Source organism: Sphingomonas sp. PAMC 26621 (assembly GCF_000251145.1).
In the GTDB taxonomy this organism is placed as follows: domain Bacteria; phylum Pseudomonadota; class Alphaproteobacteria; order Sphingomonadales; family Sphingomonadaceae; genus Sphingomonas.
The window spans coordinates 15,992-35,769 of the sequence record NZ_AIDW01000010.1 but is presented as its reverse complement, the minus strand read 5'-3'; the positions used below and the strand labels follow the sequence as shown (position 1 = coordinate 35,769).

The 19,778-nt window shown below is 69.1% G+C and carries 14 protein-coding genes; all 14 read right to left on the bottom strand.

The features are described 5' to 3' along the window. Nucleotides 1–70: 70 nt before the first annotated feature. The 14 genes from RI03_RS04775 to RI03_RS04710 all read right to left on the bottom strand — a co-directional run bounded on the left by RI03_RS04775 (nt 71) and on the right by RI03_RS04710 (nt 19,763). Nucleotides 71–1,138, bottom strand: a complete 1,068-nt coding sequence (locus RI03_RS04775) for a lipocalin-like domain-containing protein (RefSeq protein WP_010215597.1) — start codon at nt 1,136–1,138, stop codon at nt 71–73. Then, nucleotides 1,138–3,663 (bottom strand): FtsX-like permease family protein, encoded by a 2,526-nt coding sequence (locus tag RI03_RS04770; protein ID WP_238542277.1) that lies wholly within the window; start codon nt 3,661–3,663, stop codon nt 1,138–1,140. Before RI03_RS04770 ends, RI03_RS04775 begins: the two co-directional genes overlap by 1 nt. After that, complete coding sequence (locus tag RI03_RS04765) at nt 3,656–4,291, bottom strand: ABC transporter ATP-binding protein (RefSeq protein ID WP_238542276.1); 636 nt, start codon at nt 4,289–4,291, stop codon at nt 3,656–3,658. The genes RI03_RS04770 and RI03_RS04765 overlap by 8 nt, the downstream gene beginning before the upstream one ends. 376 nt (nt 4,292–4,667) lie before the next feature. After that, on the bottom strand, nt 4,668–6,401 hold the full coding sequence (locus tag RI03_RS04760) for a hypothetical protein (protein WP_010215593.1): 1,734 nt from the start codon (nt 6,399–6,401) through the stop codon (nt 4,668–4,670). A 19-nt stretch (nt 6,402–6,420) separates the two neighbouring features. Next, nucleotides 6,421–7,506, bottom strand: a complete 1,086-nt coding sequence (locus tag RI03_RS04755; RefSeq protein WP_010215591.1) for a protein-glutamate methylesterase/protein-glutamine glutaminase — start codon at nt 7,504–7,506, stop codon at nt 6,421–6,423. After that, nucleotides 7,503–8,321 carry a CheR family methyltransferase gene (locus RI03_RS04750; protein ID WP_010215588.1) on the bottom strand — a complete coding sequence of 273 codons (819 nt, stop codon included), beginning with the start codon at nt 8,319–8,321 and terminating at the stop codon, nt 7,503–7,505. Before RI03_RS04750 ends, RI03_RS04755 begins: the two co-directional genes overlap by 4 nt. Nucleotides 8,322–8,452: 131 nt before the next feature. Continuing rightward, nucleotides 8,453–8,935, bottom strand: a complete 483-nt coding sequence (locus tag RI03_RS04745) for a chemotaxis protein CheW (RefSeq protein ID WP_010215586.1) — start codon at nt 8,933–8,935, stop codon at nt 8,453–8,455. Beyond that, entirely contained in the window at nt 8,932–10,938 is a 2,007-nt protein-coding gene (locus tag RI03_RS04740; RefSeq protein ID WP_010215583.1) for a methyl-accepting chemotaxis protein, read from the bottom strand. Before RI03_RS04740 ends, RI03_RS04745 begins: the two co-directional genes overlap by 4 nt. Nucleotides 10,939–11,043: 105 nt before the next feature. Next, on the bottom strand, nt 11,044–11,544 hold the full coding sequence (locus RI03_RS04735) for a chemotaxis protein CheW (protein WP_010215580.1): 501 nt from the start codon (nt 11,542–11,544) through the stop codon (nt 11,044–11,046). Nucleotides 11,545–11,547: 3 nt separating this feature from the next. After that, entirely contained in the window at nt 11,548–13,536 is a 1,989-nt protein-coding gene (locus tag RI03_RS04730) for a chemotaxis protein CheA (protein WP_010215578.1), read from the bottom strand. A 115-nt stretch (nt 13,537–13,651) separates the two neighbouring features. Then, entirely contained in the window at nt 13,652–14,632 is a 981-nt protein-coding gene (locus RI03_RS04725; RefSeq protein ID WP_010215575.1) for a DUF2891 domain-containing protein, read from the bottom strand. Beyond that, nucleotides 14,629–15,570 carry a DUF979 domain-containing protein gene (locus tag RI03_RS04720; RefSeq protein ID WP_010215572.1) on the bottom strand — a complete coding sequence of 314 codons (942 nt, stop codon included), beginning with the start codon at nt 15,568–15,570 and terminating at the stop codon, nt 14,629–14,631. The genes RI03_RS04725 and RI03_RS04720 overlap by 4 nt, the downstream gene beginning before the upstream one ends. Then, nucleotides 15,567–16,220 carry a DUF969 domain-containing protein gene (locus RI03_RS04715; RefSeq protein WP_010215566.1) on the bottom strand — a complete coding sequence of 218 codons (654 nt, stop codon included), beginning with the start codon at nt 16,218–16,220 and terminating at the stop codon, nt 15,567–15,569. The genes RI03_RS04720 and RI03_RS04715 overlap by 4 nt, the downstream gene beginning before the upstream one ends. After that, complete coding sequence (locus RI03_RS04710; protein ID WP_010215565.1) at nt 16,221–19,763, bottom strand: hydantoinase B/oxoprolinase family protein; 3,543 nt, start codon at nt 19,761–19,763, stop codon at nt 16,221–16,223. Nucleotides 19,764–19,778: the final 15 nt, after the last annotated feature.

Sequence of the window (19,778 nt, the reverse complement as noted above, 5' to 3'; positions counted from 1 at the left end):
CGGGGTTACAAAACCACCCAACGGCACGCCGCTTCGCTACCGCGATCACCGTCCGGCGCGCGCACAGCGGCTACATCGCAAGCGGACGATCGTAGCCGGTCAGTTCCAGATAGCCACGACCACCGGGCGTCCGCACGGCGCCCTCCCAATAGACGGGAAGCCCGCTTCGGCGCGCATCGAGTTCCTGCGCCGCGAACATCGGCGTCAGTCGGCGCGTCGTGACCTTGCCGTCCACGCGAATGCTAAGCTCCTGCGAGACGGGATATGCGGCACCCGTAGCCCGGCTCCGCCACACGGCGATCGGCCGGAAGGCCACGTCCGAACGCCCGAGCGCCACCGTCCTGCCGTCGGGCCGACGCAGCGCGCCCCCCGCCCACACCGTGCCGCCGCCCTTGCGCCGGATCCTGAACGCCATCAGCGCCGATCCGTCGTCGAAGTTGAGCCCGGTCCAGTCCCAGCCCTGCGCGGCGGGCGCCAGGTAATTCGACGACCATTCGCGATCAAGCCACGCTTCCCCGGTGACCACCGCGCTCCGCCCGCCGCGATCGACCCGCCCGGAGACCTGCAGATGCGGAATCGAATAATAATAGCTCGCTTCCTCCGCCTGAGGACCCTTGCGGCTGTACCCGCCCTGCCCCTGCGGCAGCGGCGACTGCGTGGGCTTGAACGTCAGCGCAAGCTTGAACCCCTCGGCAACCACCGCGGTCTGCCAGCGCCCGTCCGCGACGCGCCGGAGCCGCCAGTCGCGGATGGCAACGTCCGCATCGCCCGTCCGGGCCGAGGCAAGACCAAAGCCCTGCCGTGCGGCGCGCTCGCCGTGCAACAACCGCCCGGTCGCCGGATCGGATAGCGCGGCGTGGGCGAAGAGCACCTGGCTCGCCGCGAACCGGCTCGGGTTGCCCGCAGCCACCGGCGGCCGCGTCCGGAAGAAGGTCACCTGAAACCCGAGATCCTTGCCATCGTCGGTCCTGAGCCAGCCGGTGACGTACCACCATTCGGTCCGGAACGCCGGGTGCGCGCCATGATCCAGGGGAAAGCGCAGGACGATCCCGGGGCGGACTTGCGGATACGGCGTGGCCGCCGGCGCGGCGACGGCGATGGCGGCGAGCCACCCGGTCAACAGTGTGGGTCGCCGCATCACCAATCCTCCCGAACCGACTGGATCGCACTTCGGGCGGTCGCGCGCCGCCCCGCCAGAACCGCGGTCACCGCCGCCGCGCCGGTCAGTGCCGCCGCAACGCTGACCAGCGTGCCGATCGGCACGCGCGTCGTCATCGTCCAGTTGAACGACTGGGGATTGATGACGTGGATCAACACCTGCGCCAGCACCAGTCCGAGCCAGATCCCGGCTAGCGCGCCCGTAAGACCGACGATCGCCCCCTCGGTCGCCAGCATCGATGTCAGCTGGCGGCGCGTCAGGCCGAGGTGGCGGAGCATCCCGAACTCGCGTTCGCGCGCGATCGTCTGCGCGGACATCGTCGCCGCCACGCCCGCGAGCCCGACCAGGATCGCCACCGCCTCCAGCAGATAGGTCACCGCAAAGCTGCGGTCGAACAGCTTGAGCGCAAACCGGCGGAGCGTCGCTGGCCGGGTGATCTCGACCTGGTCGCGCAGCGCGACGGGAAGCCGCGCGGTCAGGCCTGCGGCGATCCGGTCGACGTCCTGACCCGGTTTGGCGATCACCGAAATCTCGTCGCGACGATCGTCCCCGGTCAGACGCTGGTAGTCGGCTTCGTCGACCAGCACGGCACCCGCCTGCCGCCCGTAATCGCGCCAGACCCCGGCAACGAAGAAGCGCGTGCGACCCGCGATCGGCAAGGTGATCGTCGCCCCCGGCTCCCAGCCGTAGAGACGCTCAGCGGGTTCCGACACCCAGACCGGCAAGGCACCGGCGGGCACGGATGCGGCATGCTTGATCAGCACCAGCAGCGGATCGCGGCCGTCGCGTTCGGGCCGCGCGATCAGGCTGACCGGCGGTCGGTCGGCAGCGATGGTCAGCGGCAACTGGCGGCTGAACGCGACCGTCGCGATGCCGGGCGTCGCGGACAGGCGGGCCCGCGTGGCGGGGTCGAACGAGGCGCCCCCCGTGGTCCGGGCGTACAAGTCCGCCCCGAGGACGTCGCCGAGCCAGTCGTCGACTGCTCCCCGGAAGCTCGTCACCATCGTCGCCATGGCGATCATCAGCGCGGTCGAGGCGACGATCCCGCACAAGGCGGTCGCCGCCTCCCCGGGCGCGCCGTGCAGGTGGCGCACCGCGAGCAGGCGCGGAACACTGCCCCTGCCCCGTCGCGCCAAGGGGGTGAGCAATGTCCGCGCAAACCACGGCACGCCCGCCACGCCGCCCGTCAGCATCAGCGCCATGCCGACGAAGCCGAACAGCGGAAGCCCCGCGATCGCCGGCAACAGCGATACGCCAGCACCCGCCGCCAGCAGGACCGCGGCAGGCCACCACGCGACCGGACGCCGCGGATCGAGCACGTCGCCCGCGTTCTTCAGCGCTGCCGCCGGGGCAGCGCGCGCGGCAACGCGGGCGGGCAAAGCGCTTCCGAGGAGCGCCGCCAGCAGGCCGAGGAGAAAGAAGCCGGAGGCTGCCCATGGCTGGAACACGACGCGCGTGCTGCTCCCGCCGAAATACCCTGCACCAAGATCGCCACCGAACCAGTGCAACGCCGCCCATGCCAGGCCATAACCCGCCAGCAGTCCGACGGCCGCCCCGACGAGACCGATCACCAGGCCTTCGACGACCACCGCCGCGATGACGCCTCCGCGCGGCATCCCCAGCGTGCGGAGCAGCGCGAACGCGCGTTGCCGGCGGACCACCGACAGCGACTGCGCCGAATAGACGAGGAACCCGCCGGTCAGCAGCGCGACGAGCGCGAGCATGTCGAGGTTCACGCGATACGCCCGCGACAGCGCATCGCCTTGCGCGTTCTGCGCCGCCGCGGTGGACAGGACGGCATCCGCGAGCAGCAGCGTGCGCAACGCCGCCTCCGCCGCGGCACGATCGGACAGCGCGAGATCCAGTCGGTCGATCCGCCCGAGCCTGCCGAACCGCCACTGCGCGCCCGCGATGTCGATCACGCCGACCGCCGCGTCCTCGGTGGCTGGCAGCGTGCCCGCAATCCGCAGCGGCACCGTCCTGCCGTTCGCCACGACCTGCACCATCGCGCCGACGCGCGCGCCGGTCCGGGCCAGCGCCTGTCGCGAGAGGAAGAGCGCGGATTCGTCGAGCGCGGTGTCGTTGCCCGTGTCGGGACCAGCCGGACGCAGGCCGATCAGGGACGGCGTCACGCCCGCGGCGCGGATCACGTCCACGCCCAGCAAGGTCAGACGGACGCGACCGATCCGCGCATCGAGACTGACGACCGGGCTGGCATCGGCAACCCCTTGCGCCAGCGCGACCCGCGGATACACGCGCTCGTCGAAGCCGAGCGGACTGGTCGCGCGGATCGACAGCTCCGCCGCCCCGCTGACGCCGCGCATTGCCCCGTCGAACGACGCCAGCGCGGAGCCGTTGACGAGATGGACGGCGAACCCCAGCGCGACGCCGACCGCGATCGCGATCGCGGTCGTCAGGAAACGCGCCGGATGGAACCGCCACTCCCCGCCGATCAACCAGGCGAGCGCGCGCCTGCCCGAGAGAAGACCGGCGGTCTCAGCCACGCCGGTCGACCAGACCCTCGGCACCGAGCGTCAGCACCCGATCGGCGATCGCGGCGCTTGCCTCGGAATGCGTGACCATGATCCCGGCTGCGCCATTGCCGCGCACCGCGTCGGCGAACAGCGCCAGCACGCGCGCCGCCGTCTCGGGGTCGAGATTTCCGGTCGGCTCGTCCGCGAGGATCAGCGCAGGGCGGTGGACCAGCGCCCGCGCGATGGCGACGCGTTGCAGTTCGCCGCCCGACAGGTCGCGCGCATACCCTTCGCCCCGTCCTGCGAGACCGACCGCGTCGAGCATCGCCTCCGCTCGCACGTCCGCCGCCGCCGCATCGGGCGATACGAGCGCCAGCGGCAAGGCGATGTTCTGGCGCAGGGTCAGATAGGGCAGGATATGGAAGGCCTGGAACACGAAGCCGATCCGCTCCCGGCGCAGCCGCGTGCGCGCGGCTTCGTCGAGCGTACCGAGGTCCTTTCCGTCGATCGTCACGCTGCCCTCGTCCGCGTCATCGAGCCCGGCGAGGATGTTGAGCAGCGTGGACTTGCCCACGCCGGACTCCCCGATGATCGCGACGAGTTCGCCCGCCGAAACCGCGAGGTCGAGATGGCGGAACAGCCGCCGTGGGCCAGGCACCGATTTCCCCAGCGCGCGAACGTCGAGGAGCGGATGCGTCGCGGCGGCAGACGGCTGCCCCCGTTCCGGCTGGGGCGGATTTCCGCGGGATGACGTCACGCCCATACGAATCGGTCCATTCAAGAAGCTCGGAGCAGGATCGCCTGGGCATTATGGCCGTACATTTCGGTACGGCTATCGGTTCCCGCAAAGCGGCCTGACAAACGCGACGTCGGCCGCGGGACTCATGGGTGGATGCCTCTTCGTTGGCAAGTCCGTCAGGAGCTTCGCGTTGGGCGGATCATCGCGGCACCATCTGGATCCGGACGAAGCCGCGACGGGATAGCTGCCAGCGTCGCATCCCCCGACGGGCGACGACCGGCCCCGGCGAAGGACATCAGAACAGCCCGTCATCGTCCTCGTCGTCGCTTGCCGCGAGACCGATCGTAGGCTGAATCATGGCCTCGGCCGGGATCATCGCGAAGCGCTGATGGACATCGCGCTCTCGCGCCATCGAGTATGTCGCGGCAATCTGCGCGAGCACGACCGAAAGCTCGGGAGGCGCCTCGTCGAGTGCCGCAATCGACGACCCGGCGTCCGCAAGCGCCGCGCTCGTCGATTCCAGCACGCTGCCGAAAGCGGTATCGCACGCGATGTTCCGGGCGGTCTGATCTACGAAGTCGTTGAGCTCGGACGCTTCCACCTCGAGCCCGAAGAGCCCTTCGCGAACGACGCGACCGCCGTCGCGCACGCACTGGAGCGAGACGTCGAGCGCGTGGCTCACGTCCACGCGCGACGTTCCGGTCTGGACGGCGTGCATCGCTTGCGCCGCGCCGGTAATCTGTCCGCACATCGCGGCGATGTCTGCCGAGAAGCGCTCGAGCTCGAGCGAGAAGTTGCGGATTTCCAGGGCCACGGCTCCAAGCCCGCGGCCGGCATCCCCCATCGGGCGGCTGCGCAAATCGGTGTTCCACGCCATTTGCTGGACGTCGAGGGTGACGCGCTGAATGACCAGCAGCCGCTGCGCGAGCGCCTCTGCGGTCACCAGTGTCGCACTGCCGATCCGGTCCGAGATCGCATCCGCTTCCTGCAACCGGCCCGCCAGTGCGCGAACCTCGTCGATGCTCTGCTCGAGCAGCTCCAGCGGCGCATCGCCCGGGGCGGAACCCCCCGCCGACGGGGGGCGATCCCCGGTCAGCGCGATCAGCGCGGTCGCGTGCGGCCCAACGTCTCGCAGCGTCTGCGTCAGAAGCGCGGCCTGGCGTGTGAAATCCGCGGTCGTGTCGGTTGCCTGCGCGGCCAGCAACGCCAGCACATGGGCCTGCACCGTCTCGTCGGGCGCGGGCGCTGCCAGCGCCTGCAGGGCGACGAGCCCCGCGACGACATGCTCGAGCCGCTGCCGGGTGATATCGCCGATCTGCAACGCACCGATCGCGGTTGCGATCTTGCCGCGGACCTCCCGCGCCGCATCGACGATTCGGTTCGCGAGGATGCCCGCGCTGGCCTGCTCCTCCTGTAGCGCAAGCGCGTCGCGCGACAGCCTGCGCGGAACCTCCGGAATGACCCGGGCGCTTTCGCGCGCAAGGCTCTGCTCGGCTGCCTGCGCGGCGGCGACGCCGCGCGTGACGGTTTCGAGCTGCATGGCGAAGCTGCGCATTTCCGTTTCGGCGACATCGAGCCGATCGATCATCATGTCGGCAAAACCGCCGAAACCGTCCGCACCGGCCGCCGCGACCTTGATGTTCAGTCCGCAAATCCTGAGAAACCGGAGCGTCCGGTCAAACCGGGCGAGCGGATTGCGCAGCGCCGTCCCCGAGCCCCCGATCGTGACGAGCGCCGCCTGGCGCGTCACCTGCGTGGACGGCAACTGCGTCAGGCGGTCGGCTATGGCATGCATGTCCGCCACGGCCCGAGTCACGGCCTCGCCTTCGAGCGCTTGGGAAACCGCTTCCAGCGACGCGACGATCCGCTCGACGATGCCATACGCTCCGGCCAGCGCCTCGCCCGCCACGACGAAACGCGAATCGATGTCGCGCGCGACCGTGGCGAGTGCCTCCGCCCAGCGCGCCATGTCGCCATGCTTCCCGCCGATCGGGCTCGCACCGGCGCATTCTATCGTCGCGTGTATCATTCCGTGCCCACCCTTTTGTTCACCGCGCCGCTGCCGCGAGCATTTCGCGCGCGATTGCGCCGAGCGGAACCACGCGGTCCGCGCCGCCGCGCGCGATCGCCTCCTTGGGCATGCCGAACACGATCGAACTCGCCTCGTCCTGCGCGAACGTGGTTGCGCCCGCCTGCTTCATCTCGAGCAGGCCGCGCGCGCCGTCGTCCCCCATGCCGGTCATGATCACGCCGACCGCGTTCGAGCCCGCCGCCCGCGCCGCCGAGCGGAACAGCACGTCGACCGAGGGCCGGTGGCGCGAGACCAAAGGCCCGTCGCGCACCGACACGTAATAGCGCGCACCCTGGCGCTCGAGCATCATGTGGCGGCCGCCGGGCGCGATCAGGACATGCCCGCGCAGCACCGGGTCGCCGTCGACCGCTTCCTTCACGTCGACCTCGCACAACGTGTTCAGCCGCGCCGCGAACGCGCGGGTGAAATGCTCCGGCATGTGCTGGACGATCACGATGCCGGGCGAATCCGCCGGCAGCACTTCGAGCACCGCGCGCAGTGCCTCGGTGCCGCCGGTCGATGCGCCGAGGCACACCACCATCTCGGTCGTGCGGCTCATCGGGCGGCCCGACGGCGGCGGCAACACCGCGTCGGCGGTGAGCTTCTGTTCGGGGACGAGCGGCCGCGCCGCGCGCATCACGCCGCCACGGACGCGCGCGCGCGCCGCAGCCTTCACGACGTCGCGAATCTGGAGGTTATGCTCGGTAAGGTGATCGGCGACGCCCACGCGCGGCTTGAGGATCACGTCGACCGCACCCGCCTCCATCGCCTGGAGCAGCGTCTCCGATCCCTCCTCGGTCAGTGACGAGCACATCACCACCGGCACCGGGTGCTGCGCCATCAGCTTGCGCAGGAAGGTGATGCCATCCATCCGCGGCATCTCGACGTCGAGCGTGATGACATCGGGAATTTCCTTTTCCATCCGGCGCGCCGCGGTGAACGGATCGGCCGCGGTCGCCATGACTTCGATGTCGGGATCCTCTTCGAGGATCGCGGTCATCGTCTGGCGGACGATCGCCGAATCATCGACGATGAGGACGCGGATCTTTTTCCTGGGCGTCATCGGTCGTCTCGCTGGAACACGGTGTTGGCGACCTGCACCAGGGGCAAGTCGAGCCCGGAAATCGATTCGGAATGGCCCAGGAACAGATAGCCGCCCGGTGCGAGCCGGTCGGCGAGTTGCGACACCACCCGCCGCTGCGTGGGCTTGTCGAAATAGATCAGCACGTTGCGGCAGAAGATCACGTCCATCGGCGCGCCCACCGGATAGCGCTCGTCCATCAGGTTGAGGCGCGCGAAGCCGATCGCGCTGCGCAGCGCCGGGACGATCCGGACATCGCTGCGCGCCGGGTCGCGCGATGCCCGCACATATTTGTGCAGCATCGCCACCGGCACGGGCTCCATCAGCTCCGACGGGTAGATCCCCGCGCGGGCCGTCTCGAGCACGTCGGTGTCGAGATCGGTGGCGAGGATGCCATAGGACGGGCCGCCGTGCCTGCCGGCGAAATCGTCAAGCTCCATCGCCAGCGTGTAGGGCTCCGGCCCGGTCGAACAGGCGACGCTCCAGACGCGGATCGCCGCCACGCCGCGCGCCACGAAGTCTGGCAGCACCACGCTGCGGAGATAGTGGAAGTGAACCGGCTCGCGAAAGAAATCGGTCTTGTTCGTCGTGATCGAGTTGATCAGGTACAGACCCTCGTCCGCCAGATTGTCGCCGGCAAAGACATAGTCGCAATAGGCGTCGAGCGTCTCGGCGCCGACCATCCGCTGCCGCCGGCGAAGCCTGCCCTCGAGCATCGTCTGCTTGGCCGCCGGCATCTTGATGCCCGAATAGTCGAAGATGTACGCCGCCAGCCGATCGAAATGGCGTTGGCTCATCCGGTCGGGGCCGGGGGACGATAGCGGGGCGGAAAGGGCCAAGAGCGGGATCCGATATCGGGGCAGTACTGCCGACGGTGAAATTCTGGCGAAGCGCGCAGGCGCGGGGCGGTGCGCCCCAACGCCCGCGATCAGGCGGCGAGCGCGTGCGGGGCGATGCGGTCGACCTCCGCGTTCGAGAAGATCCGCGTCACATCGACCAGCACGACGAACCCGTCCGCGCGCTTGACCACGCCCGCGATATACTCGGACGGCCAGCGCACGCCGATGTCCGGCGCTGCGCCGATCCGGTCGACGTCGAAGGTGCTGACCTCGATCACGCGATCGACGACCAGGCCAAGCACCAGCACGCGATCGCCGACAGGGACGTCGACCACCAGAATCCGCGTATTCGGCGTCGCCGCCGCCGGCGGCAGGCCGAGCCGCAGGCGGAAATCGATCGTCGTCACGCCCTCACCGCGCATGTCGATGAGGCCGAGCAGATAGTCCGGGCCATTGGGGATGTGGAACGGCGTCCGATAGTCGAGGATCTCGCGGACCAGCGCGACCGGTACCGCAAAGGTCTCCGCCCCCAGCCCGAAGGTGACGGCCTGGATCTCGCGGGCGGCGGTCATGCCGCCTGGGCGTCGAATGCGGCGTCCTCTTCGTCCGGGCCGCCGATCGCGAGGTCGAGCGCGAAGCCGTTTACGCGGGCCTTCTGATGCGCGATCGAATTGACCTTGGGCCGCAGCGTCGGCTTTTTCGCCGCGACCTTGCGCACCGGGACACGCCGCGCCGCCGCTGCGGCGGGCGCGGCAGCGGTGGGGCGCTGCGCGGCCGTTTCGCTTACCCGGAAGAAGGCGATGCTCGCCTGGAGCTCGACCGCCTGCTCCGCCAGCTGCTCCGACGTATCCGATATCTGTTCGGAAGCGCCGGCATTCTGCTGGGTGACCTGATCGAGCTGCTGGATCGCCTCGTTGATCTGCGATGCGCCGATATCCTGTTCGCGGCAAGCCGAACTGATTTCCGCGACGAGCTCGGCGGTGCGGCGGATGTTGGGGACCAGTCGGGTCAGCATCTCGCCCGCCTCGGTCGCCGCCTTGACCGTGTCGCAGGAGACTTCACTGATCTCGGCAGCGGCGGCCTGGCTGCGCTCCGCGAGCTTGCGCACTTCCGACGCGACCACCGCAAAGCCGCGGCCATGTTCGCCGGCGCGCGCCGCCTCGACCGCGGCGTTGAGCGCGAGCAGATCGGTCTGGCGCGCGATTTCCTGGACGATCCCGATCTTCGCGGCGATCGTACGCATCGCGTCGACCGCCCTGTCGACCGCGACGCCACTGGCTTCGGCGTCCTTGGCGGACTGCCGCGCCATCTTCTCGGTCTGCGCGGCGTTGTCGGCGTTCTGCTTGATGTTGGAGGCCATCTCTTCCATCGACGCGGACGCTTCCTCGGCAGCGGCGGCCTGTTCGGTGGCGCCCTGCGACACCTGCTCCGAACTCGCCGACAATTCCTGGCTGCCCGCCGAGACGTTGTCGGCCGCAGCGTTGGCATTGCCGACGACACCGCGCAGCCGCTCGATCATCCGCACCAGCGCCTGGCCCAGCATGTCCTTCTCGGACAGCGGCTGATGCGTGACGGTGAGGTCGCCATTGGCGATCTTGTCGGCGAGATTGGCGCTCAGCCGGAGGTTGTCGACCAGCAGGTTGATCGCGTCCTTCATGCGTCGGTGGTCGCCGTCGCAGGCGATGTCGACGCGTTCCACCAGGTCCCCCGTGCTGACCAGGTCGAGCACGCGATTGCCTTCGGCGATCGGCAGCAGGATCGCGTCGAGCATCCCGTTGATGCCGGCGATCAGCGCGGCGAAATCCCCCACGAAGCGCTTGTCGTCACCGCGCTCGCTGAGATGGCCGGCGGTGGAGGCGACGATCAGGCGCTGGATTTCCTGCGTGATTTCGCGAAGGTTGCGGCGCAGCGTCTCGATCGTGTCGTTGATGAACGCCTTCTTGCCGGGAAATTGCTCGAGCGGCGCTGCGAAATTGCCCTCGCCGAATTCCTTGATGCACGCCATCGCCTTCTTCTTCACCGCGATGTGGCTCGCGACCATCGCGTTCACGCCCTGCGCCATGACGGCGAAGTCGCCGCGGAACTTGTCGACGGGGACGAAGACGTCGATGTCGCCCTTGTCATGCTCGCTCGACATGTGCTGCATCTCGAAGATCAGCCCCTGAAGATTGCCGCGGAGCGTCTCGATCGTGGCGTTGATGAATGCCTTCTTGCCGGGAAGCTGCGCGAGCGGTGCCTCGAAATTGCCCTCGCCGAATTCCTTGATGCACGCCATCGCCAGCCTCTTCACCGCGATGTGGCTGCCGACGAGGTCGTTCACGCGCTTCGCCATGATCGCGAGCTCGCCCTGGAAATGCCCCTCCGGCAGGACGACGTCGATGTCGCCCTGGTCGTGCTGCGCGCACATGACGCCGATGTTTCCAGCCAGCGCGGTGACCGGATGGAGCGCCTTGTCGAGCAACTGGTTGACCGCGCTCAGCACGCCCTGGGTTTGCCCCCGCGCGATGGACAGATCGGCGCGCTCGGCGATGTTGCCGCTCGCCATCGCGCCCTCGAGCCGGGCGAGTTCGGCCATGACGACACTGGAGGATACGCGATCGAAGAGAGTGAGGGCCATTGCAAAGCTTCCTTGTGCGTATCGCGAAATTTGAAGGGACGGCGGCGATCGATCGGAGACGAGTTAAGCGGCGGAATATGCAGAGACGTCCGTGCCGAGGATGTCGGCGAAAATCGCGGAGAGCCGCGGGATGACGATGACGCCGCTGGGCGTCCGCACGAGATCCCGCACGAATTCCCGGCGCCAGCGCATGCCGACCACCGGGGGCTGCTCGCTCGCGTCCTGCCGCAGCGTCGCGACCTCGTGGACCTTGTCGGTGCGGATGCCGAGCTGGATGCAACCGCTGCCGGCGTCGATCTCGATCACGACGATCCGGCTATCCACCGTCGCCTCCGCCGCGGGCATGCCGAATGCGAGCCGCAGGTCGGTGATCGGGATGATCCGCCCCCGGAAGTTGACGACGCTGCCGACGAGCGGGTCGGCGCCCGGAACGCGCGTCTCGGGCAGCAGGTCGAGGATCTCGCGCACGAGCATCGCCTCGAGCGCGAACGTCTCTTCCTGCAGGTTGAAGGTCAGCACTTCGAGCGTGCCGTCGGCGTCCCACTGGGTCTGGTTTCCGTCCATGGCTTATGCAGCGGCGCGAAGCCGCTCCTCCTGCTGCTGGCCGAGCGCGACGAGCTGCGCGACGTCGAGGATCAGCGCGACCCCGCCGTCGCCGAGGATGGTCGCGCCGGCGAAGGTCGTGACGTCGCGGTGGAGCTGCGACATCGGCTTGATCACGGTCTGGTGGCTGCCGATGATCTGGTCGACGACCAGCCCGACGCGCTCCGTGCCGGTGGCGATGACCACGATCTTCTGGTGCGGATCGGGCCGCGTGCCGGTGTCGAACATCTCGCGCAGGCGCAGGAACGGCACCAGCCGGTCGCGTAACGTCACGAAGCTGCGGCTGCGCGAGCGCAGATCCTCCTCGAGGCTCAGCTCGATACATTCCTCGACCGCGGCGAGCGGGATCACGTAGCGGCCGGTGCCGACGCGGATCAGCAACCCGTCGATGATCGCGAGCGTTAACGGGATGCGCAGCACCACGGTCGACCCCTGCCCCACCACGCTGGTCACATCGATGCCGCCGCGCAGGCTCTCGATCGTGCGCTTGACGACGTCCATCCCGACGCCGCGTCCCGACAGGTTGGTGATCTGCGCCGCGGTGGAGAAGCCGGGATGGAAGATGAGCTGGAGCGTCTCCTGCTCGGTCATCGCCTGGCCGGGCTGGACCAGCCCCTGCGCTTCGGCCTTGGCGCGAACGCGGTCGCAATCGATCCCGCGGCCGTCGTCGCGGATGGTGATGACGACCTCGCCGCCGGCCTGATAGGCCGAGAGCCGGACCTGCCCCGTTGCGGGCTTGCCCGCGGCGGTGCGCTGCGCGGGCGTTTCCAGGCCGTGATCGCAGGCATTGCGGATCAGATGGATCATCGGATCGGCAAGCCGCTCGATCACGGTCTTGTCGATCTCGGTTGCCTCGCCCTCGGTCGCGAGCTCGATCGTCTTGCCCGTTTCGCGCGCGAGATCGTGGACGAGCCGACGGAAGCGGCCGAACAGCGTGGCGACCGGCACCATCCGCAGCACCATCATCGTCTCGCGCAATTCGCTGGCCAGCCGCTCGATCTCTTCCGAAATCGACCGCAGGACCAGATCGTCGGCGCTGCCGCCACTCTTGGCGACTTGCGAAAGGCGGCTCTGGACGATGACGAGTTCCCCGACCCGGTCCATCAGCTCGTCGAGCCGCTCGGCGGGAACGCGGACGCTCTCGCCCGGTGCGACGGCGACCCGCGCCACCGTAGCCGGCGCGGGTTCGGACAGGGGCGCGGGGGCGCTGGTGACCGGTCCGGCGGGCGGCGTGGCATCGGCGACCGCGACCACGACCGACGCCAGCGGTTCGATCTTCAGCGCCATGTCGTCCATCACGAAGATGAACACGTCGTCGATATCGCCGCGCGACACGTCGCCACGCAGCTCGACGTCCCACCCGATATGGCATTCGGTGGGGATGAGATCGGCAAGCGGCGGAATCGCGTCGGTCCGCGCGACGATGCGGCAGGCCCCCAGCGCGCGCAGTTCGTCGAGCAGCATCAGCGGGTTGGTGCCGTTCGCCATCGCATCCGCAGGAAGCCGGAACGACAGGGACCATCCGGCATCGACGGGGGCCGGCGCGGCGATCGGACCGTCCGCGCCTTCGTCGATCGCCGCCTGGAGCTGCGCGAGGATCGCGGCACCTTCGGCTTCCAGCCCCGCGCCGTCGCCGTCGATCAGCGCGCGCATATGGTCCTTGGCCGACAGGATCGCCGCGACCAGTGCGTGCGTCGCGGGCGCCAGTCCCTTGCGGACGCGGTCGAACGCGGTCTCGCAATGATGCGTGAACCCGGCGAGCGCATCGAACCCGAACATCGCGCCCGAGCCCTTGAGCGTGTGGAGGCCGCGGAAAACTTCGTCGACCAGATCGCGATCGTCGAGCCGGTGGCCGAGATCGAGCAGCCCCTGCTCGATCTGTTCGAGCAGTTCGCCCGCCTCGACCCGGAACGCCGCGATCGGGTCCGCCTCGCACGGTTGTCCCCCGGGCATGCTGCCTGGGGTTCATGCTTATTATAGCGGGGGTTGGCCTTCGAAGCGGGAACGCGCGGATTTAGCGCGGGGCCGGCCTCGGCACGCCGCCCAAACCGAGGCGACGGTTACTCCGTCAGGCCGTCAGCGCGAGCAGGGCGAAGGTCGCGAGCCAATGCTCGCCCATGTAGTCGTCGGCGAGATGCGGGAGCGCAGCGTCCAGATGCGCCCGCGCGACGGCCTTGGTTGCCGCGGGATCGGGCAAGGCGTCGGCGAGGCTGTACCAGCACCACGCCCGCGCCAGATTGAGTCCGTCGATATGCGCCAGACGGCCATCGCGGCGATCGGTGACGAGGGCAGGCACGCGCAGGCAGGCGACTGCCGCCCCCGCCGGATCCGGCAGGAATGCGGCCAGCCACGCCCCCGCGTCGTTGCCGAGCACGTCGCGCATCAGGACAGCTTCGCACAGCGTGGCGGACAAAAAGTCCTCGCCGCTCGGCTCCCACGGCCGCGCGTCCCGGTCCGCGCCGAACCAGGATCGCGCCCGCGCCTCGATCACGCTGGCAAGTTCCCAGTCGTGCGTCCGCGCCCAGCGCAGCGCGTGGATCAGCGCGAACGCGGTGCTGTCATGCTTGCCGCTGCGCACGGCATAAGTGAGCTTGGGGAGATACGCCTTGAACCGCGCCGCAAACGCCCGCGCGAGCGGTTCCAGCGCATTGGCCCAGGGACGGTCGGGACGAAGCGCGAGTTCGGCGTGGAGTGCGAGCAGCCAGCCCCAGCCGTACGGCCGCTCGAACCCGTCCGTCATCGGCCGGCCGAGATAGGCGACTTCCCCCGCCACGCGATCCGGCACCAGCATCCGGTCGGCAAGCGCCTCTACTGTGGCGGTGGCGGCCATATCGGGGAACAGCCGCGCGAGCCGCATCACCTGCCACCAGCCGTGAACGCAACTGTGCCAGTCGAAGCTGCCGTGGAAGATCGGATGCAGGATCTTCGGCAGGGCAAGATCGTCCGGCCCGGTCAGGATCTGGTCGAGCTTGTACGGCCATTCGCGCGTCAGATGCCCGAGCGTGAGCGTGGCGAAGCGCTCGGCGGACACGGAATCGAACATCGTCATCGGAACCCCAGCCAATACAAGAGAGCGATGTTCACGCCGAGCAGCGGCAACGCGGTCGGCACCTGCGCGCGGATCACCGCGCCCTTGTCCTTCAGGTCGAGCAAGGCGGCGGGGACGAGATTGAAGTTCGCCGCCATCGGCGTCATCAGCGTGCCGCAGAAGCCCGCGAGCATCCCGATCGCCGCGATCACCGCGGGATCGCCGTGGAACCGCCCGATCAGCAGCGGCATTCCGACCGCGGCGAACATCACCGGGAAGGCCGCAAACGCATTCCCCATCACCATCGTGAACGCGGTCATCCCGAGCGCATAGACCAGCACCGCGCCGATCAGGCTGCCGTCCGGAATCGCCGCCCCCGCCAGCCCGCCGACCACCTGCCCGACCCCAGCGAGCGCGAACACCGCGCCGAGACTCGCGAGCATCTGCGGCAGCACCGCCGCCCAGCCGACGCTGTCCATCAGGCGCAGCCCTTCGACGAACGGCGTCGCGGGCCGCGCGCGGAACCACGCATAGCCCGCCGCGAGCGCGAGGATCACGCCGCAGGCGAGCGCCACCAGCGTGATCTGTTTCGGATCGACCAGCGCGGGCATTGCCTTGAAGGCAAGCGTACCCAGCAGCGCCGTCGCCGGAATCACGAGGGCGGGGAGGAACAACCGGTTGCCACGCCTTTCCGATTCCGCCTGGCGTTCGACCGGGCCGGTGGTGGCGCGTGCGCCCCGACCCATTGCGCCCGTCCCCGCAATCGCGACGAGGCCGAGGACCAGCACGCCATTGCCAATATCGCCGATCCGGTCGCCAAGGAGGAAACTCACCGCGAGCAAACCGTAAAAGCCGGCATTGCCGAAACGCTTGCGGTTTCCCCGGTCGGTCGCCGCCAGCACGGCGAACACCGCGAACACCAGTCCGGCCAGGCCATAAATGAAATTCGTGCCGATCATCCGCGCCGCGCCAGACGGCGATCGAGCCACAGCAGCCGCGCACCGTGGATCACCAGCGCGGCGACCGCAGTCGGAAGCGCCCAGAGCGACAGATGCAGCGGCTGGATGACGATGCCATAGCCTTCGAGGATCCCCTTCATCAGCAGGATCGACCCGATCGCGATGAAGATGTCCTCGCCGAAGAACAGCCCGATATTGTCGGTCGCCGCCGCCATCGCCGGAATCGCATCGCCACCGGGCGCAAGCCCCTGCCGCTCCGCCGCGGCTTCCGCCATCGGCGCGACCAGCGGGCGGACGCTTTGTGCGGGACCCGCAATCGAAATCAGGCCTAGCGCCGAGGTCAGTTGGCGGAACAGCAGATAGCCGATCAACAACCGCCCGACCGTCGCGCCTTTAAGCGCGGCGATCGCCCCGCGCGCGCGCTCCTGCAAGCCGTGCCGTTCGAGCAGGCCGATCACCGGCAGCACGATGTAGACCGCGCTGACGAAGCGATTGGCGTTGAACGCCTTGCCGAACGCCGCGAGGATCGCGAGCGGATCGAGCCCCGCCGCCAGCCCCGTCACCAGCGCCGAGACCGCGACGACCAGCAACGGATTGAAGCGCAGCAGGAAGCCCGCGACGATTACCCCGATTCCTGCGAGCACGAGCATTCAACCGCCTCCGAATCCGCCCCCGCCGGGGGTTTCGATGACGAACACGTCGCCATTGCGCATAGCGACCTTGGCGGTCGATCCGAGTGGCTCGATCGAGCCATCGGCACGCTCGACGCTGGCGGACCCCACTTCGCCCTCGGCCCCGCCTTCCAGTCCGAACGGCGGCACGCGGCGACGATTGGCGAGGATGCAGGCGGTCATGTCCGCGAGGAACCGGATGCGGCGCGTTCCGCCATCCCCGCCGCGGTGCGCGCCCGCCCCGCCCGACCCTGCCCGGATCGAGAACTCCTCGAGCAGGACCGGAAAGCGCGTCTCGAAGATCTCCGGGTCGGTCAGCCGACTGTTGGTCATGTGCGACTGGACCACGGGCGTGCCGTCATACGTGGCACCCGCGCCCGAACCACCTGCGATCGTCTCGTAATATTGGTAGGTTTCGTCGCCGAAGGTGAAATTGTTCATCGTCCCCTGGCTCGCCGCCATCGCGCCGAGCGCGCCGAACAGCGCATCGGTGACGACCTGGCTCGTCTCGACATTCCCCGCCACCACCGCGGCGGGGAACCACGGGTTGAGCATCGAGCCTTCGGGCACCAGGATCGTCACGCCGCGCAGGCAGCCGTCGTTAAGCGGGACGCTCTCGTCCATCAGCACGCGCAGCACATACAGCACCGCCGCGCGGACGATCGACACCGGCGCGTTGAAGTTGTTCGGCCGCTGCGCGCTCGTTCCCGCGAAATCGACCGTCATGGTTTGCGCCGCACGATCGACCCCGATCGCGACGCGGACCACCGCGCCATCGTCCATCTCATAGGCGAAGCTACCGTCTTGCAGCCCGGCGATCAGGCGGCGTGCGGCGGCGTCGGCATTGACCTGGACATGCTCCATATAGGCGCTGACGACATCCGCCCCATATTCGCCCGCGATCCGCGCCAGACCGGCAGCCCCGCGCGCGCAGGCCGCGAGTTGCGCCGCGAGATCGGCGATGTTCTGGTCGACATTGCGCGCGGGAAACGGACCGCTGGCGAAGAGGGTACGCAACTCGGCCTCGCGAAAGTGCCCCTCGTCGACCACCAGCACGTCGTCGAGCAGAACGCCTTCCTGCTCGACCGAGACGCTGTCGGGCGGCATCGATCCCGGCGTGATCCCGCCGACATCGGCATGATGCCCGCGCGCGGCGACGAACCCGTCGGGCGCGTCGCTCCCTTCCGCAAAGACCGGCAGGATCACCGTGATGTCGGGAAGATGCGTACCCCCGCGATACGGTGCGTTGAGCGCATAGGCATCGCCGCGCCGGATCCCCCGCCCGTCCGCATGCGAACCGCGCGCCGCGATGATCGTGCGGATGCTTTCGCCCATCGAGCCGAGATGCACCGGGATATGCGGCGCGTTGGCGACGAGATTGCCGCGCGCGTCGAACAGCGCGCAGGAGAAATCGAGCCGCTCGCGAATGTTGACCGAGGCGGCGGAGCGCTGCAGCGCCGCGCCCATTTCCTCGGCGATGCTCATGAACAGGCCCGCGAAGATCGCGAGCCGCGCGGGATCGCTTTCGGTCCCGATCCGTACCGTTTGCCGCGCCACCGCGCGGTCGAGGATCAGGTTGCCGATCGCGTCGACACGGACCCGCCAGCCAGGCTCTACGACCGTGGTCGAGACCGGATCGATGATCAGAGCCGGCCCTTCGAACGCGTAGCCCGCAGGCAAACCCGCGCGCGCCAGCACCGGCACCTGCTGGAGCACGCCTGCCATATAGACCGGCACGATTGCCATCGGCGCGGCGGCGTCGCGCGGGAGATCGATCAGCGTCGTCTCGACCGGCAGGCTCTTGGCAACGGCCTCGGCGACGAGGCGATCGACGACCAGGCCCTGCGCTGTCGTGAAACCGAACTGCGCGCGATAGGCGGTGTCGAAGTCCGCCACCATCGTCGCGGTATCCGCGAAATCGAGCTCGATCGTATGCTCGGTCTGCCCGCGCCGCAGGTGGACGCGGCGTTCCACGGTAATATCCCCTGCGGCGACGCCCTGATCCGCAAGCGCGCGGTGCGCCTCCTCCGCCAGCACTGCGAATGCCGCATCGATCGCGGCACGGTCGTCGACCGCGACGCCCAGCGTTCGTTCGCGCAGCTCGCGGCGGTCGGCCAGCCCCATGCCGTAAGCCGAGAGAACCCCCGCGAGCGGATGGATCATCACGCGGTCCATCCCGAGCGCATCGGCGACCAGGCACGCGTGTTGCCCGCCAGCGCCACCGAAACACGCGAGCGTATAACGCGTCACGTCATGCCCGCGTGCGACCGAGATCGTGCGGATCGCATTCGCCATGTTGGCCACCGCGACCGCGACGAAGCCTTCGGCCGCGGCCTGCGGATCGAGCGGCAGGTCCGCGAACCGCGCGGTCACCGCCGCGCGGTCGAGCGGCTGATCGCCCTGCGTGCCGAATAATGCGGGGAAGAAGTCGGGTTGCAACTTGCCGAGCAGGACGTTGCAATCGGTCACCGTCAGCGGGCCACCGCGCCGATAACACGCCGGCCCCGGCACCGCGCCCGCGCTCTCCGGCCCGACCAGCAACCGCTGCCCGTCGAACCGACAGATCGACCCGCCCCCCGCCGCCACCGTATGGATCCGCAGCATCGGCGCACGGATCCGCGTGCCCGCGATCAGCGTCTCGGTCTCGCGTTCGTAGGTGCCCGCATAATGCGACACGTCGGTCGATGTCCCGCCCATGTCGAAGCCGATGATCCGGTCGAACCCCGCCGCGCTTGCGGTCGCGGCCATGCCGACGATTCCCCCCGCCGGCCCCGACAGGATCGCATCCTTGCCGCGGAAATGCGCGCCGTCGACCAGCCCGCCCGAGGATTGCATGAACAAGGCACCCTGGCCGAGCGCCGCGCTCAGCCCCGCGACATAGCGGTCGAGCACGGGGGACAGATACGCATCGACCAGCGTCGTATCGCCACGCCCGATCAGCTTGATCACGGGGGCTACCCGATGGCTGGCCGAAATCTGGGTAAAGCCGATGTCTTGCGCGACGTCGACCAGCGTCGCCTCGTGCGCCGTGAACCGATAGCCGTGCATCAGGACGATCGCGACCGAGCGCAACCCCGCATCGTACGCGGCCTGCAGGCCGACGCGCGCCGCCTCCCGATCGAGCGGCCGGTCCACCCCGCCATCCGCCATCACCCGCTCGTCGATCTCGACGACGCGAGCGAACAGCGGCGCGGGCCGCGCGAGGTCGCGCGCGAAGATGTCGGCGCGTTCCTGATGCCCGATCACCAGCGCATCCCCGAACCCGCGCGTGATCGCCAGGACGGTCGGCTCGCCCTTCCCCTCGAGCAGCGCATTGGTCGCGACGGTCGTGCCGATTCGCAGCGCGAGCGGAACGTCCCCGCCCCCGGTCAGCCGCCGGATCGCCTCGACCGCGGCGTCGGCATAGCGCTCGGGATCCTCCGACAATAATTTTGCCGATACCAGCTGGCCGTCCGGCTTGCGCGCCACGACGTCGGTGAAGGTGCCGCCGCGATCGATCCAGAAGTGCCAGGGAGCCGTCATCGCGCTCTACGTTCC